Here is a 15826-nt window from a genome sequence, read left to right on the forward strand (position 1 = left end):
CGGCATCAGCATGATTGAACCGCAGCTACCGCAAGTTGACAGCGATCATCGGGCGGATCTGGTTTTGTACGAAGTCTTAATACGTCTCACCTAAGGTCCAACTTTGACTTCGGGAGCGCGACGTTCGACAGACATATCTCCGCAGGTTACATTCGCCAGTCAGACAGCGCTCCGCACTCGAATGGATGTCTCTGAATGCCGGGCCTCACGCCTTCACGACCGCACCCGAGAACCTTGGGATGGATGGGCACGACAGCGCTCGCCATGGGTGGCAGCAATCAAAGCCTGTTTCTGATTGCCGCCCTTTTTGTCGGCCAGGGGAATATTCCCGGTCAAGGAAGCGCTGCGGTTCCTTTGCTCGTTGTTGGTCTGCTTCTAAGCTGGGCCGCCGCGCCTGCGTGGACCGAATTGGTTCTCATGTGGCCAAACCGCGTCGGCGGTATCTCTGCAGCGTGCGCCGAAGCCTTCCGACCTTACAGTCCCGTTCTCTCGGCTCTGACGGGCACCTGCTATTGGTGGGGTTGGGTGCCGACCTGCGGACTGACAGCGGTTCTTTCAGCGTCTGCAATACAGCAATGGTACCTGCCGGGCCTCCCCGTGGAGGCGGTCGCCTGCGGGCTCATCGCATTCTTTACGGCGGTCAACCTGTGTGGAATCAAGTGGGTGGTCCAACTGGCGATCCCGATCGCCACTGCCTCCGCGACGCTTGCGTTTCTCTCATCCCTCGTCCCGGTCATCAGTGGCTCGGTCGACTGGCGGCAGGCGACGGATTTTGCCCTGACCAGCCCGTTTACCGGCCTGTTCGGCGATATCACGTCGGTGATGGCGGGACTGTACCTGATCGGGTTTGCCGCACCGGCATTTGAGGCTGCAGCCTGCCATGTTGGCGAAACCATCGATCCCAACCGCAACATTCCTCTGGCGATGTGGGCCAGCGCCGCAATGGCCGGCGTCTATTTCCTGGTCCTGCCGGTTGTCTGGCTGGGTGTGCTCGGGCCGGAGCCGCTCGGCACCGACCTCGCCATAGCTCTCGGGCCCACCTTTGCGCCCTTGTTGGGGAGTTTCGGCAAGGCGGCCGCCATCTGGCTCATCATGCTGAACATGTTCCATGGAACGTTGCAGCCATTGGCAGGCGCCGCGCGGACCCTTGCGCAGCTGAGCGAAGACGGCCTGCTGCCGAGCTTCCTGGCCAGGCGCACCTCAACAGATTGTCCCTGGGCGGCAACGCTGCTCACAGCTGCCGCGGCAATCGGCTTCATGCTGTGCGGGTATCCGCTCTGGATGATCGCCGCGGCCAATTTTACGTACCTGATCAGCATCTGCATGCCAAATATCGCAGTCTGGCTCTTGCGCCGTGATAGTCCCGAAGCCGAGCGACCCTTCCGGGCTCCCAGGGGAACGATCATCCTTGGCGTAGGCGCGGCTGCAATATGGCTGTTGACCGCCATACTGGGATTTCAGCAATTTGGCCTTCCTACCGTCCTGTTCGGTCTGGCTTTGGCATATTCGGGTGCTGCGCTCTACGCCTGGCGCACGATGGAGGATCGATACGCACTCGGTCTACCCTTGCTGCCACATACGCTTCACCTGAAGCTTACCGGAGCCATGCTTTTTGTGCTCGTGCTTGACGGTGCCGGCTATTTCCTGGCGATCGGCAGCGTTCCCCAAGGCGACACTTCATTGGTCGCCGCGCTGGAGGACATTTTTGTCGTTGTCGCGCTGCTGACCATCAGCGTTGGCCTGATCTTGCCGGGAATGATCACCCATTCGGCGACCGAGGTGAGCAACGCGGCAAAGCGTCTGACATCCGGAACGCTGAAGGATTTCTCTCTCGCCATGGTCGCCCTGGGGCGGGGAGACCTCGCGGCGGCGCATGCCTCCGTGAATATCATGCCGGTTACGGTAAACTCTCGTGACGAACTTGGAGAGATGGCCGAAAGCTTCAACCTGCTCCAGGACAAGGTGAGGGAAGCCGCCCACGGCCTGGACGACGCGCGCGAGAACATGAACGTAGCGCGCACCGAACTGATGGCACGGCACGAGGAAATCGCGCATCTCGCGCACCACGATCCGCTTACCGGCCTGGCGAACCGAGCCGCGCTTGCAGCACACCTGGCCACGACGCTCGAGCGTGCAAAAGCAACGCACGCCAGCTTTGCCGTCTTCAGCATCGACCTTGACCATTTTAAAGAGGCGAACGACGTTTTCGGGCACGCCGCCGGCGACGATCTGCTTTGCACCATTTCCCGGCGTCTCCAAACCGCGGCGCCTGAGGCCTTTATCGCGCGCATGGGCGGCGACGAATTCACGGTTGTCCTGGCCATGGATGACCGGTCCGCGAGTGCCAAGGATGTTGCGGACCGTCTGTTCGAATCGGCGGCAGGCAAATTCGAAATCCGGGGCCAGCACATTTCGATCGGGGTGAGCATCGGGGCGGCGATCTATCCGAAAGACGGAGAGAATGCAGCGGCGCTGATGGCAAATGCCGACGCAGCGCTCTACCGGGCCAAGGCGGACGGTCGTCGGATGGTGCAATTCTTCGATCCTGAGATGGATAAGCGGCTAAGAGAGCGCTACGCCTTGCAGCGAGATTTGCGCTCTGCGGTCGCCCATGGCGAACTTGTGCTTCATTATCAGCCGCAAGCCAGGATGGACGGCGAAATCTTCGGCTTCGAGGCACTCGCCCGATGGCACCATCCAAAGCATGGGCTCATCTCCCCAAACGCGTTTGTCTCGCTTGCCGAACAGGATGGCACGATCGTTGAGATAGGTGAATGGACGCTCAGGCAGGCGTGCAGAGACGCGGCCTCCTGGCCCTCACCGCTGCAGATCGCCGTCAACCTCTCTCCCGTGCAGTTCCGTTTCGGGGATCTGGTAGGCCTCGTTCATTCTATCCTCTACGAGACCGGCCTTGCTCCGGGGCGGCTGGAACTGGAAATCACGGAAGGGGTTCTCATCCGCGACCGGGCAACTGCCTTGTCGGTTTTGCGGAGGTTGAAGGCGTTGGGCGTCAGGGTCTCGATGGATGATTTTGGCACCGGGTATGCCTCGCTGTCCTCGCTGCAGGCGTTTCCATTCGACAAGATCAAGATCGATCGCAGTTTTGTTTCGGGTGTCGGTTCGAATGTCCAATCGGCCGCCATCGTGCGCACGATACTCAGCCTGGGGAATGCGCTGGCCTTGCCTGTCATCGCGGAGGGTGTCGAAACAGAGGACGAGCGTGCCTTCCTGATGAAGGAAGGATGTCCCGAAATCCAAGGATATCTGGTGGGGCGCCCGCATCCGATAGCGCTCTACAAAGATGTGACGAATGGGATTTCGCCAGGATCTGCCTTCGGGGAGCCCAAGGATACCACCGCACCTCAGGCGCTTGGCGTAACGCGATAGCCCGGCGCCGACCGTCGGCGCGCTGCTCTTGCAGCATACTGGTGAGCGAGGACTGCTGGCGGTACTGCTCGGGCTCGCCCTTATAAAGGTCGCACTTGTCGGCGCACTGTTTGCCTTGCAGCTCGGGGCCATGCGAAGCATCCGCACCAGCTGGCGCGGGAGCCACCTCCCCTTCCGGCCAGTCCCCCAACAAACCACTTCAAACCCGGCCGTCTCGGCGCTACGCTCGCACCTATGGCCCCACCCACCCAGCCGATCACCGTCACCCGCCGCGACCAGATGTTTCCCATCCTGGGCGACGCCGATATCGAGCGCATGCGCCGGTTCGGCGAGGCGAGTTCCTATGCCGCCGGCGAGCATATCGTCACCGCCGGCACCGTGGCGCCGGGGCTGATCGTCATCCTGTCGGGCACGGTCGATATCACCCAGGATGTCAGGCCCGGCCGGCGCGAGACCATCGTCACTCATGGTCCCGGCAATTTCATCGGCGAGCTGGCGCAGCTTTCCAGCCGGCCGTCGCTGGTCAATGCGGAGGCGGCCGAGCCGGTCGAGGCCTTCGTCATCCCCTCGCAGCGGCTGCGCGACCTGATGGTGCAGGAGGCAAGCCTTGGCGAGCGGATCATGCGGGCGCTGATCCTGCGCCGCGTCGGGCTCCTGGAAAGCGGCAGCAGTGGACCGATCGTCGTAGGCCCGGCCGGCAACGGCGATACGCTGCGGCTGCAGGGATTTCTGCGCCGCAGCGGCCAGCCGCACCGCGCGCTCGATTCCGACAGCGACCCGTGCGCCAAGACGCTGATTGAGCATTTTCATGTTGACCCGCACCATCTGCCGATCGTGCTCTGCCCCAACGGCAAGCTGATGCACAATCCCGGCGAAACCGAACTTGCCCGCTGCATCGGCCTGCTGCGGCCGATCGATCCCGACATGGTCTATGACGTCGCCATTGTCGGCGCCGGGCCGGCGGGGCTGGCGGCCGCGGTCTATGCGGCATCCGAAGGGCTGTCGACCATCGTGCTCGATTGCCGCGCCTTCGGCGGCCAGGCCGGCGCCTCCGCGCGCATCGAGAACTATCTGGGTTTCCCCACCGGCATTTCCGGCATGGCGCTGATGGCGCGCGCCTACAACCAGGCGCAGAAATTCGGCGTCGAAATAGTCATCCCCGACGAGGCCAAGCTGCTCGGTGCAGCAGGCGAGGGCTACACGCTTACCGTCGGCGACGGTGAAAGCCTGCGCGCACGCACGGTGGTGATCGCCAGCGGCGCCCGCTACCGCCGCCTCGACATCGCCAAGCTGGCCGAGTTCGAGGGAACGTCGGTGCATTACTGGGCCTCGCCGATCGAAGCGCGGCTATGCACAGGGCAAGAAGTGGCGCTGGTCGGCGCCGGCAATTCGGCGGGGCAGGCGGCGGTCTATCTCGCCAGCCAGGTGCGCAAGGTGACGATGCTGGCGCGCCGCGGCGGCCTCAGGGAAACCATGTCGCGCTATCTGGTCGAGCGTATCGAGGCGCAACCCAACATCGAGGTGCTTGGCGAGACCGAGATCGAGGCGCTGGAAGGCGAAGGCGGCAATCTCACCCAGTTGCGCTGGCGCAACCCCGGCGGCGTCGAGATGCGGCCGATCCAGCATCTCTTCCTGTTCATCGGCGCCGACCCCAACACCGATTGGCTGGCTGGGTGCGATATCGCGCTCGACGCCAGGGGTTTCGTGCGCACCGGCGCCGACATAGGGGCGGGCCAGATGGAGACCAGCCGCAGCGGCGTGTTCGCCATCGGCGACGTGCGCTCCGGCTCGGTCAAGCGGGTCGCCGCCGCCGTCGGCGAAGGCGCCCAGGTGGTGGCTGCCTTGCACGCCTATCTCGCGCGACCCGACGCAGCAGCGCCCGAACTGGCCAGGAGAGCATAATGGATGAATGCAAACACACGCGCGACATCAAGACGGTGACGCCGAGCGCGCTCGGCTGCGAGGAATGCCTGAAGAGCGGCTCGATGTGGGTGCATCTCAGGCTGTGCCGCACCTGCGGCCATGTCGGCTGCTGCGACGACTCGCCCAACCGCCACGCCACCAAGCATTTCCACGCCACCAAGCACCCGATCATCGAAGGCTACGACCCGCCGGAAGGCTGGGCCTGGTGCTTTGTCGACGAGGCGTTCATCGACCTGGAAGGCGACGTGACGCCGCAGAACGGCCCGATCCCGAAGTTTTTCTGAGGCGGCCGACTGTCGGCCGACCGCTGCGCCTATTTCACCGAGCCAGTAACCGTGCGGTCGATGGCATTGGGATTGTGGTCGTTGCCGGCAAGTGCGGCAATGATCAGAAGACTGGCGACGACCGGGACGAACAGGATGGCCACGCGGGCCTGCACATAAAAGATGGCTCGCCATTCGCTGCGCTTTTCCGGGCTGTTGTCCATCACACTCACTCTCGCCATGCCACCCGGGCGGGACATAGCGGCGAAGGGTTAAGCAAAGGCTGCTGAATGTGTTAACGCGCGGCGGATTGGGATTTAATCTTGACGGTCAGCGCCGCCCCTCATTGTCATCGGTACGCGTCCGGTACGCCTACCCCCGCAACGCCTGCTCCAGATCGGCGATCAGATCATCGCCATCCTCTATCCCCGCCGACAACCGCACCAGCGAATCCGAAATGCCGATTTCCGCGCGCTTTTCCGCCGGGATCGAGCCGTGCGTCATCAGCGCCGGGTGTTCGATCAGGCTTTCGACGCCGCCGAGGCTTTCAGCCAGCGTGAACAGTTGCGTCCGTTCGAGGAAGCGTTTGGTGCCCGCGAGGTCGCGGTCGAGGTCGACCGAGATCATGCCGCCGAAGGCATGCATCTGCTGGACGGCGATGGCGTGCTGCGGATGGCTGGCCAGGCCGGGATAGACGACGCGGCGCACATCTTTTCGCGCCTCCAGCCACTGCGCAATCTTCAGGCCGTTCGTGGAATGCCGCTCCATCCTGAGCGCCAGTGTCTTGATGCCGCGCAGCGCGAGAAAACTGTCGAAGGGACCGGAGATGGCGCCGATGGCGTTCTGCAGGAATTTCAGCTGGGCCGCCAAATCCTTGTTGTCGCCGACGATGGCGACGCCGCCGACCATGTCGGAATGGCCGTTGAGATATTTCGTCGTCGAGTGGACGACGATGTCGATGCCGAGTTCAAGCGGCCGCTGGATGTAGGGGCTGCAGAACGTGTTGTCGGCGACCGTCAAAACCCCTTTGCGCCTGGCGAGTGCCGCAACGCCTTCGAGGTCGACGATGCGCAGGAGCGGATTGGTCGGAGTTTCGACCCAGAGCAGTTTTGTCTCCGGGCGAATCGCTGCTTCCACCGCCGCCAGATCGGTGAAGTCCACAAAACTCACCTGCAGATTGGCCGAGCGCTTGCGCACCCGCTCCATCAGCCGGAACGAGCCGCCATAGATGTCGTCGGTTGCAACGATATGGGCGCCGCTGTCGAGCAGCTCGAGCACGGTCGAGATCGCCGCCAGGCCGGAAGCAAAGGCAAAGGCGGCCGAGCCGCTCTCGAGATCGGCCACCGCGCGCTCGAAGGCAAAGCGGGTCGGGTTTTGGCTGCGGGCGTACTCAAACCCCTTGTGCACGCCGGGCGACTGCTGGCCATAGGTCGAGGTCGCGTAGATCGGCACCATCACCGCGCCGGTCAGCGGGTCATGGCTCTGGCCGCCATGGATGGTGCGCGTGGAAAAAGCCAGGCGGTTCTTGCCCGATGGGGATGTTTCAGCAGTCATCGTGCGCGCCTCAAATGGTTGATCAGGTCGATACGGGTTATCAGGCCGACGAACTCGTCGCCATCGAAGATGATGGCGACCTCGTTGCGGTCGAACACCGGCAGCAGCGCATCCAGCGTCTGGCTGGCCTGCAGCGTGTGCAGATTGGAGGTCATGGCGGTGCGCACCGGGGCGTTGAAGCGGTCCCAGCGGCCGTCATAGGGGCCGTCGACCTTGGCCAATATATCGCCCTCATCGATAATGCCGACCAGCTTGCCGTTGTCCAGCACAGGCAGCTGCGAGACATCGGAGCGGCGCATGCGGCCATAGGCGTTGAGCAGGCTTTCGTCGGGGCCGACATAAACGGTGTCGCCGGTGCGGTGCGAGCGCATGACGAGGTCGCGCAGATCGCCATGCTGTTCCTGTTCGGCCAGCCCCTGCTCGGCCAGCCAGAAATCGTCGAACACCTTCGACAGGTACTTGTTGCCGCTGTCGCAGACGAAGGTGACGACGCGTTTTGCTGTCGTCTGCTCGCGGCAATAGCGCAGCGCGGCCGACAGCAGCGTGCCGGAAGACGAGCCGGCGAGAATGCCTTCCTTCGAAAGCAGGTCCCGCACGGCCAGCATGCTCTGCTTGTCTGGGATGGAATAGGCTTTCCTGACCAGCGACAGATCGGCATTGGGCGGCACGAAATCCTCGCCGATGCCTTCGACTGTCCAGCTGCCGGCCTCTTCCATCTTGCCGGTCTTGATCAGCGGCGCCAGCACCGATCCGACGGGATCGGCCAGCACCATTTCGGTCTTCGGCGACGTTCTGGCGAAGTAGCGGCCAAGCCCGGTCAGCGTGCCGCCGGAGCCAACGCCGACGACCACGGCGTCAAGGTCGCCATCGAGCTGGGCAAGGATTTCCGGTCCGGTGGTGGTCTCATGCGCCTCAGGGTTGGCCGGGTTGGCGAACTGGTTGGCGTAGAAGGCGCCGGGCGTTTCCGATGCGATCTTCTCGGCCATATCCTGGTAATATTCGGCATGGCCCTTGCCGACATCGGAGCGGGTCATGCGCACTTCGGCGCCGAGCGCGCGCAGATGCTGGATCTTTTCGCGCGACATCTTGTCGGGCACGACGAGGATGATGCGGTAGCCCTTGGGGATGCCGACCTGGGCGAGGCCGAGGCCGGTATTCCCGGCGGTCGCCTCGACGATGGTGCCGCCGCGCTTCAGCTTGCCTTCCTTCTCGGCCGCGGCAATCATCGACAGCGCAATGCGGTCCTTGATCGAACCGCCGGGATTCTGGCTTTCGAGCTTGATGAACAGCCGGCACTTGCCGGTGTCGAATTTGGTCAGTTCGACCACCGGCGTCTGGCCGATGAGGTCGAGCACCGAGGCGTAGGGCGGACGCAGGCGGGATAACGCGCCGTCCGAACTGCCTGGCGCAGCTTTTCCGTGCTCGCTCATATCGATGTGCTCCCTTGAACAAGCGACCGCCTCGGGGGCAGAGCGGCAGCGTAGCTTCTTTTCCGGCCGTTTGCAGTCGGAAAGAAGGTAGATCGTGCCAATCAACCGGCGAGAGGGGGAATGGAATTCCAGTTTGAGGCCGGCTTTGGACTCAAGCCAAACACCCTCCGTAGCGATCCTTCCCACTCCCCTCTGAGGGGGGTGCTATCCCGCCGACGTCAACAGCTTTACCCCAGCAGCTGCTTGCTCAGCCGCGCGCACTGGACTCGGATATCGGGGATGGCGTCGATCTCGAAGAAGGTGCCGCGGGTCAGCGGCCCGACGGCGAGGATCTTGGCCGATGCGGTGCCGTCGCCGGCGATGATTTCGCACTTGGCCGTTACATCGAGGCCAAGCCGCAGCGGGTCGGGCCGCGCCAGGCCGCGGTCGACCAGCGAGCGCACGACGCTGTTCGACGTCGTCGAGATGTCGCGGGCGATGCCGGTGCAATCATAGATGCGGGCGACCTGCAGCGTTTCCAGCGCCTTTGTGTGGCGAGACTGGATGCCGACGGTGAATCCATCGCCAGCCTCGATGCCGACGACACGGCCGGCGACCGGGCGGATGCGGCCGGTGCGCACCGCTTCGGTGACGCGGGCATGCACCTCGGGCGCCAGCCGATGGCGATGGATGTCCCACCAGGCCTTGGTGTGCTCAACGAAGCGGCGCTTGGCCGAGGACGGCCAGTTCTGCCAGATCTTCTGATTGAAGGGGCGCAGCCCATCGACGACGTCGCGCCAGTCGATGCCGGCCTTCTGGTTTTCGCGGATCAGATCGCGGAACCAGCCGACGAAATAGGAGAGCTGCGTGCCGAGCGGAATGTCGGCGACGTCGAGCTTGATCGGGTTGCCCTTGCGGTGCGGCGACGGCAGCAGCCCGCGCCGCGATACGGCGACGATCTCGCCGCGATGGCCGCGCTGCTCGAGCGACAGGAAGGCATCGACCATGCTGAGCCCGGTGCCCAGCACCAGCACGCGGGCTTGAGGATCGAGCGCGGTGTCGGCCTCGGTGCCCATGCGGATGGCATGACCTTGGCCCGCGCCGGGCTGCTCGTCATGGCCGGTGGCAAGCACCGCCAGATGCGCGACGACGCTGGTGCCGTTGGCCAGCACCACTTCGACACCGGACGATGTCGGCGAGATCGACAGGCTTTCCTCGCGAATTAGCCTGAGACGGCCGGTTTCCTTTTCGCGCGCTTCGAGCTCGTCGAGCACTTCCTTGAGGTAGCGGGCATAGACGCTGCGCGGCGCATAGAAGGGTGTCTGCGGCGTCTGTTCCTGGCTTATCAGGCCGCGCCCCTGCAACCAGCGCCAGAAATTCAGGGGATCGTCGGCATAGGCGCTCATCCCCGCAGCGCTGACATTCAGCACGTGCGCCGACAAAAGCGTCGAATAGGCGATGCCCTGACCGAAATGCGGACGCTTTTCGATCAGCGTAACGCGCAGGTCCGGATTGGCCGATTTGAGCAGATGCGCGGCCAGCACGACGCCGCTGGCGCCGCCGCCGACGATGATGATCGAGCTGGGGATGATCGAATTGGCGCGCGCGACGCTCATGCGAGCACGCTCAGGATCAGGCGGGGACCTTTTGCGCCGGCGCAAGCTCGTCGATGTCCCTCGCGACCGGAAGGTCGTCGAGGACGATGTCGCGCATTTCGGCCAGTGTGCGCTGGTCGAGCACCTCGGCGATCGCCTGCCGGACCTCGAGCATCAGATGTCGGACTTGGCATGTCGCCTCATTGCAGTCTTCACAGCGCTGATACTGGGTGCGGCTGGCGCAGGGGATGGGCGCCAGCGGTCCGTCGAGCACGCGCACGACATGGCCGACCTTGATCTCGTCGGCCGGGCGCGCCAAGCGATAGCCGCCATCCTTGCCCTTGCGGCTCTGGACGAAACCGGCATTGCGCAATTCGCCCAGAATGGCATCGAGGAATTTCTTCGGAATGTTGTTGCCGCTGGCGATGTCGCCGACGAAGGCGAGCTGTCCCGTCGGCAGTTGCGCCAGATGGACCAGCGCCTTGAGGCCGTACTTGCCTTTTTTGGTGAGCATAGACCGAATGTTTCTCTGTCAGGCGATGGCCCAGAACCATCGGTTGCGAAACGCCTGACGTGCCTCCCCGCCGCGTGCAAGCTGCTTCGACACATAAATTCTACTGACATGATATACAAGCCGAGAAACCTTGATTTTGCTTCGTTTTCACGCCGCAGGGGCCACTTTAGCAAGGCTTTGTGCCGTTACGGTCACAGCCAGCCGCGAGCGATTGCGGGCGATGAGCGGCGGCTCCTGCTCCCAATGTCGATAAGATTACTATACTTACCCTCGAACACGCGGAACGTGTTTTCAAATCAACCGTCTTTTACAGCATGGATTTGCGCCATTTGGGGCTTCGCCAGGAATTTTTGGGTCGCAGCCCGCGGATCGGCGAAACATGACTCCCGACAACTCGGGCGCCGCCCTGCGCCCGATATCAGGACGCCGCCTTGCCGCCCTGAGACCGGGCGGCCTTGGCGGCCACCGGCACGCCGCTTGACCGCAGCATCCAGCGGTGGCCGTCGCTGCGGAAGTCGGTGAGGCTCAACGGCTCGACATCGATCCTGCGGCAGGCCGCAAGCGGCGCGCCGAGCACCAAATCAGCCCTCTTCCGTAGCGAGGGTTGGCAGGACCACCAACTCTTCAGCACCTTTGGGGCGCCGTTTGCGTTTGTGCACGGTCCGACACGGGCCGGTCACCGCGCCCGCATCAGCCGTTGGTTTTTTTCTAACAAGTGCTTTTTCCTTGGAACGATTTAACTCTACAAGAATGATAGAATTACTGACTATGAACAGGCATCCGGTTTTTCTCATTTTTCATGGAGCCTTTCATGTCCAGCATTTCGCGACGCATTGTCCTCCTGTCGTCGGCAGCTTTGGCGGGTGCGGCCTTCCTCGGCCCGGCCCAGGCGCAGGACCTCAACATCACCATCGGCTACCAGACGGTGGTCGAACCTTCCAAAGTAGCGCAGGCCGACGGCGCCTATGAAAAGGCGACCAAGGCCACGATCGACTGGCGCAAATTCGATTCCGGCGCCGATGTCATCGCCGCCGTTGCATCCGGTTCGGTCGATATCGGCTATGTCGGCTCGAGTCCGCTGGCCGCGGCCGCCAGCCGCGAACTGCCGATCCAGACCATCTTTGTCGTCGGCCTGATCGGCCAGTCCGAGGCGCTGGTCGCCCGCAACGGATCCGGCATCGAGAAGATCGCCGACCTCGCCGGCAAGAAGGTGGCGGTGCCGTTCGTGTCGACCACGCATTACAGCCTGCTTGCCGCGCTGAAGCACGAAAACGTCGACCCGAAGTCGGTCGAAATCCTTAATCTCAGGCCACCGGAAATAGCCGCCGCCTTCGCTCGCGGCGACATAGACGCGGCCTATGTCTGGGATCCGGCGCTCGGCCAGATCAAGACGACAGGCAAGGTGGTGCTGGATTCCTCGCAGGTTGCCGCCTGGGGCGCGCCGACCTTCGACGCCTGGATCGTGCGCACCGACTTCGCCGAAAAGAACCCGGACGCCGTGCGCGATTTCGTCAAGGTGACCGGCGAATCCTATGCCCAGTTCCTGGCCAAGCCCGAGGCATGGTCGGTTTCGTCGCCGGAAGCGGCCAAGATCGCCAAGATCACCGGCGCCAAACTGGAAGAGGTGCCGCAGCTCCTCAATGGTTACGTCTTCCCGACATTGGAAGAGCAGGCTTCCGACAAATTCCTCGGCGGCGGCACGGTCAAGGCGATCGAGGCAGCTTCGGCCTTCCTCAAGGAGCAGGGCAAGATCGACGCCGTGCTGCCCGACTATTCGAAATACGTGTCGTCGAAATACGTGACCGAGGCTCTGGCCTCGAACTGATCTTCAGTTTTACGCAATTCCGGACGGAAAACCGCTTCACACTTTCCTGGAATTGCTCTGAACACGCGCGGTTTCCTCTTCCCTGACGCCGCGTGCTGCCTGTCCCGGATCCGCTTAACGAGGGCCGGGGCAGGCTGATTTTCTTCCGGAGCCCCTTTTCATGCCGCATCTCGTACTCGACCCGCATCTCGTACTCGACAAGGTCTCGGTTCACTATGACGGCCAGGCAGCGCCGGCGGTCGACCGGGTTTCCATCGATGTCGCCAAGGGTGATTTCGTCGTGCTGGTCGGCCGCTCCGGCTGCGGCAAGACCTCGCTGCTCAATGTCGCCGCCGGCCTGGTCGACCCCGCGCGCGGGGTCGCCACGATCGGCGGCAGGCCGATCACCGGCCCAGGCTCCGCCCGGGCGGTCGTGTTCCAGCACGCTGCGCTGTTTCCCTGGCTGACGGCTCGTGAAAACGTCGGCTTTGCGCTCAGGCTGCGCGGCGTGCCGCAAGCCGAGCGGGCGCGCCGCGCCGACCAGTTGCTGGCGCTGGTCAAGCTTGACGGCGTCGGCGACAAACGCATCTGGGAATTGTCCGGCGGCATGCGCCAGCGCGTCGGCCTCGCCCGAGCGCTCGCGGCCGAGCCGGAATTCCTGCTGCTCGACGAACCGCTCGGCGCACTCGATGCGCTGACGCGCGAGCGCATGCAGACGACGCTGCTCGACCTGTGGACCGCAAGCCGGGTTGGCGTGCTGATGGTCACGCATGGCATCGAGGAGGCGCTGGTGCTGGCCACAAGCATCGTCGTTTTGGCGCCCGGACCGGGCCGCGTGGTGCGGACATTCGAGACCGGTTTCAGCCGGCGCTATGCCGCAGGCGAGCCGATCCGCGCCATCAAGGCCGATCCAGTCTTTGCCGCGGCGCGCGGCGAGCTGACCGATGCGATCTTCGAAGGAGAGGCGGCATGAGCGTCACCTCCTACAGCGAGCGGCCGGCCACCGGGACCGGCGAGGCCGATGCCATTTCGGTGCCGTGGTCGCGGCCGGTGCGGAAGCGGCGCGGGGTTTCCTCGCGGGCGATCAGCGCCGTCACCATCCTGGTCGTGCTGGCGGCATGGGCGCTGTCTGCGCGCCTGCAACTGGTGTCGCCGGTGTTCCTGCCGTCGCCCGCTGCCGTGTGGACCAAGTTCATCGTGGTGATCAAGGACGGCTTCGTCGACGCGACTTTGCTCCAGCATATCGTCGCCAGCCTCGGCCGCGTGTTCGCGGCGCTGCTCGCGGCAATCGTCATCGGCGTTCCGGTTGGGCTGGCTATCGGCATTTCGACGGTCGGGCGCGGCATCTTCGATCCCTTGCTCGAATTTTTGCGGCCGATCCCGCCGCTCGCCTATCTGCCGCTGGTCATCATCTGGTTCGGTATCGGCGAACCGTCAAAGATCCTGGTGATCGCCATTGCCATGCTGGCGCCGGTGGCGCTGTCGACGGCCTCGGGCGTGCGCGGTGTCTCAAAGGAGCGCATCGATGCGGCCCGTTCGCTTGGTGCGACGCAGCGCCAAGTGGTGCGCCATGTCATCCTGCCCAGCGCGCTGCCGTCGATCCTCACCGGCCTGCGCATCGCGCTCGGCGCCGGCTGGTCGACGCTGGTTGCAGCCGAGCTGGTGGCGGCAACGCGCGGCCTCGGCTTCATGATCCAGTCGGCCGCCCAGTTCCTGGTCACCGATGTCGTGGTGATGGGAATAGTGGTGATCGCGACAATAGCCTTCGTGCTGGAATTCATCATCCGCCGGATCGAGCGTCAGCTGGTTCCGTGGGCGGGAAAGGAATGACAACAAGTTTCTGCCGGTTTGACCGGCTGCTTCCCTTCGCAGCACGGCGACCGCCGACCCTGGAACAGAAGGAGTGATGTCATGACCCAGTCCACCGCGGCGCTGTTCGCCCATCTCGGCAACTGGCTGCTCGCCTGGCGGGAGAACTCGTCGTCGCAGCCGCAACCGAAATCGCCGGCCCCGGTGCAACTCGACGCCGAACGCGACCGCCTGCCGCCACGAGACGAGGGATTTTACTGGGCCTGGCAGTATTGGTCGCAGTGAGGTGATTGGCGCTCCTCGCCCCGTGAACGGCGAGAAAGAGGCTTTCTCGACCCGCCCGTAGAAAACAATTCCGCTCCGCCTATTCATCTCGCAAAATCGTTTCTCTACTAAATTTATAGACCTACCTAGCCTTGTCTCTCATCCACGGCAGGGAGCCCTTCCCGGCGCCGGTTCGCAGCGAAGGAAGAGGGATCATGTTCAGCCTGACCAGACGCGTTTTCGGCCTTGGCCTTTTGGCGGCGGGCATTGCTGCCTCGCTCAGTGCCTCGGCGCAGGAGTTGAAGCAGCTCAACATCGGCTATCAGAAGACCGGCCTGCCGGTCATCGCCCGGCAGCAGCAGGTGATCGAGAAGGCGCTGAGCGACAAGGGTGTCGCGGTGAAATGGGTCGAATTCACCGCCGGCCCGCCGCTGGTCGAGGCGCTCAATGTCGGCGCCATCGATGTCGGCTGGACCGGCGACGCACCGCCAATCTTCGGCCAGTCGGCCGGCGCCAACATCGTCTATGCGGCGGCACTGCCGGCCAATGGCGACGGCGAAGCGATCTTCGTCAAGCCGGCATCGCCGATCCAGTCGCTCGCCGACCTCAAGGGAAAGCGCATCGGCGTCGGCAAAGGCACCAGCGCGCACAATCTGCTGGTCGCGGCGCTCGAAAAAGCAAACATCCCCTTCGACCAGATCACCCCGGTCTATCTCAGCCCGGCCGATGCCGCGGCGGCCTTCGCCAGCGACCAGATCGATGCCTGGGCGGTCTGGGATCCGTTCTACGCCATCGCCGAGACACGCTACCAGCCGCGCGTGCTGGCGCGCTCCAGCGAGGTGCTGAAGGTGAACACCTATTTCCTCGCCAACAAGGATTTCGCCAAGGCGCATCCGGAGACGATCGCCACGACGATATCGGCGCTCGGCGTGGCGGCGAAATGGGCGGACGCGAACCGCGACAAGGTTGCCGCGGCGCTGCATGAGGTGACCGGCGTGCCGCTCGATGCACAGACGATCGCGGCCAACCGCACCAAATTCGGCATCTTCCCGATCACCGACGAGATCATCGCCGGCCAGCAGGCGACAGCCGATCGCTTCTACAAGCTCAAGCTGATCCCGAACGCGGTGCGCATCTCCGACGCCGTGTGGACCGCACCGGGCAATTGAACTTTCACGTGTGGCGGCCGGGGGGAGAAGCCCCGCCCCGGAGGCGGGTAAATAATAAGGGAGTTAGGCAAGTGCCCCGGAACAAACCCCCCCCCCCCCCCCGCCGCGTTATTATTGTTTTTAAACCCCCAATCG

At 63.8% G+C, this 15826-nt stretch carries 14 protein-coding genes; 8 read left to right on the forward strand and 6 right to left on the reverse strand.

The genetic code is table 11. From position 1 onward, the window contains the following. Positions 1–195: 195 nt before the first annotated feature. From NKJ88_RS04925 to NKJ88_RS04935, 3 genes are all read left to right on the forward strand, one after another. Positions 196–3387 carry an amino acid permease gene (locus NKJ88_RS04925; RefSeq protein WP_081726857.1) on the forward strand — a complete coding sequence of 1064 codons (3192 nt, stop codon included), beginning with the start codon at positions 196–198 and terminating at the stop codon, positions 3385–3387. 234 nt (positions 3388–3621) lie between these two features. After that, the gene (locus NKJ88_RS04930; RefSeq protein ID WP_352443638.1) at positions 3622–5289 is read left to right on the forward strand and encodes an FAD-dependent oxidoreductase; all 1668 of its coding nucleotides are present in this window, start codon (positions 3622–3624) and stop codon (positions 5287–5289) included. Further along, complete coding sequence (locus NKJ88_RS04935) at positions 5289–5594, forward strand: UBP-type zinc finger domain-containing protein (RefSeq protein WP_023672079.1); 306 nt, start codon at positions 5289–5291, stop codon at positions 5592–5594. Before NKJ88_RS04930 ends, NKJ88_RS04935 begins: the two co-directional genes overlap by 1 nt. A gap of 29 nt (positions 5595–5623) precedes the next feature. Here NKJ88_RS04935 and NKJ88_RS04940 read toward each other — a convergent pair whose 3' ends face one another. The 6 genes from NKJ88_RS04940 to NKJ88_RS04965 all read right to left on the reverse strand — a co-directional run bounded on the left by NKJ88_RS04940 (position 5624) and on the right by NKJ88_RS04965 (position 11225). Beyond that, positions 5624–5797 carry a hypothetical protein gene (locus tag NKJ88_RS04940; RefSeq protein WP_352443639.1) on the reverse strand — a complete coding sequence of 58 codons (174 nt, stop codon included), beginning with the start codon at positions 5795–5797 and terminating at the stop codon, positions 5624–5626. A gap of 148 nt (positions 5798–5945) precedes the next feature. Further along, complete coding sequence (locus NKJ88_RS04945) at positions 5946–7127, reverse strand: trans-sulfuration enzyme family protein (RefSeq protein ID WP_352443640.1); 1182 nt, start codon at positions 7125–7127, stop codon at positions 5946–5948. After that, positions 7124–8557 (reverse strand): pyridoxal-phosphate dependent enzyme, encoded by a 1434-nt coding sequence (locus tag NKJ88_RS04950; RefSeq protein WP_023692936.1) that lies wholly within the window; start codon positions 8555–8557, stop codon positions 7124–7126. The genes NKJ88_RS04945 and NKJ88_RS04950 overlap by 4 nt, the downstream gene beginning before the upstream one ends. 227 nt (positions 8558–8784) lie before the next feature. After that, a complete protein-coding gene (locus NKJ88_RS04955) occupies positions 8785–10152 on the reverse strand; it encodes an FAD/NAD(P)-binding protein (RefSeq protein ID WP_352443641.1) in 1368 nt (455 codons plus the stop codon). A 16-nt stretch (positions 10153–10168) separates the two neighbouring features. After that, positions 10169–10645: an RrF2 family transcriptional regulator gene (locus tag NKJ88_RS04960; RefSeq protein WP_023692934.1), complete on the reverse strand. Its 477-nt coding sequence runs from the start codon at positions 10643–10645 to the stop codon at positions 10169–10171. 418 nt (positions 10646–11063) lie between these two features. Next, positions 11064–11225: a hypothetical protein gene (locus NKJ88_RS04965; RefSeq protein ID WP_352443642.1), complete on the reverse strand. Its 162-nt coding sequence runs from the start codon at positions 11223–11225 to the stop codon at positions 11064–11066. 231 nt (positions 11226–11456) lie between these two features. Here NKJ88_RS04965 and tauA point away from each other — a divergent pair, with 231 nt between their 5' ends. The 5 genes from tauA to NKJ88_RS04990 all read left to right on the forward strand — a co-directional run bounded on the left by tauA (position 11457) and on the right by NKJ88_RS04990 (position 15691). Next, the gene (gene tauA / locus NKJ88_RS04970) at positions 11457–12470 is read left to right on the forward strand and encodes a taurine ABC transporter substrate-binding protein (protein WP_352443643.1); all 1014 of its coding nucleotides are present in this window, start codon (positions 11457–11459) and stop codon (positions 12468–12470) included. Between the two features lie 160 nt (positions 12471–12630). Further along, the gene (locus tag NKJ88_RS04975) at positions 12631–13422 is read left to right on the forward strand and encodes a taurine ABC transporter ATP-binding protein (protein ID WP_352443644.1); all 792 of its coding nucleotides are present in this window, start codon (positions 12631–12633) and stop codon (positions 13420–13422) included. Further along, entirely contained in the window at positions 13419–14279 is an 861-nt protein-coding gene (locus tag NKJ88_RS04980; RefSeq protein WP_023672088.1) for an ABC transporter permease subunit, read from the forward strand. The genes NKJ88_RS04975 and NKJ88_RS04980 overlap by 4 nt, the downstream gene beginning before the upstream one ends. An 81-nt stretch (positions 14280–14360) precedes the next feature. Next, positions 14361–14543 (forward strand): hypothetical protein, encoded by a 183-nt coding sequence (locus tag NKJ88_RS04985; protein ID WP_352443645.1) that lies wholly within the window; start codon positions 14361–14363, stop codon positions 14541–14543. A gap of 194 nt (positions 14544–14737) precedes the next feature. Further along, a complete protein-coding gene (locus tag NKJ88_RS04990) occupies positions 14738–15691 on the forward strand; it encodes a sulfonate ABC transporter substrate-binding protein (RefSeq protein WP_023687582.1) in 954 nt (317 codons plus the stop codon). The last annotated feature ends 135 nt before the right edge of the window (positions 15692–15826 follow it).

This window comes from Mesorhizobium sp. M0016, from assembly GCF_040324035.1.
Classification (GTDB): domain Bacteria; phylum Pseudomonadota; class Alphaproteobacteria; order Rhizobiales; family Rhizobiaceae; genus Mesorhizobium.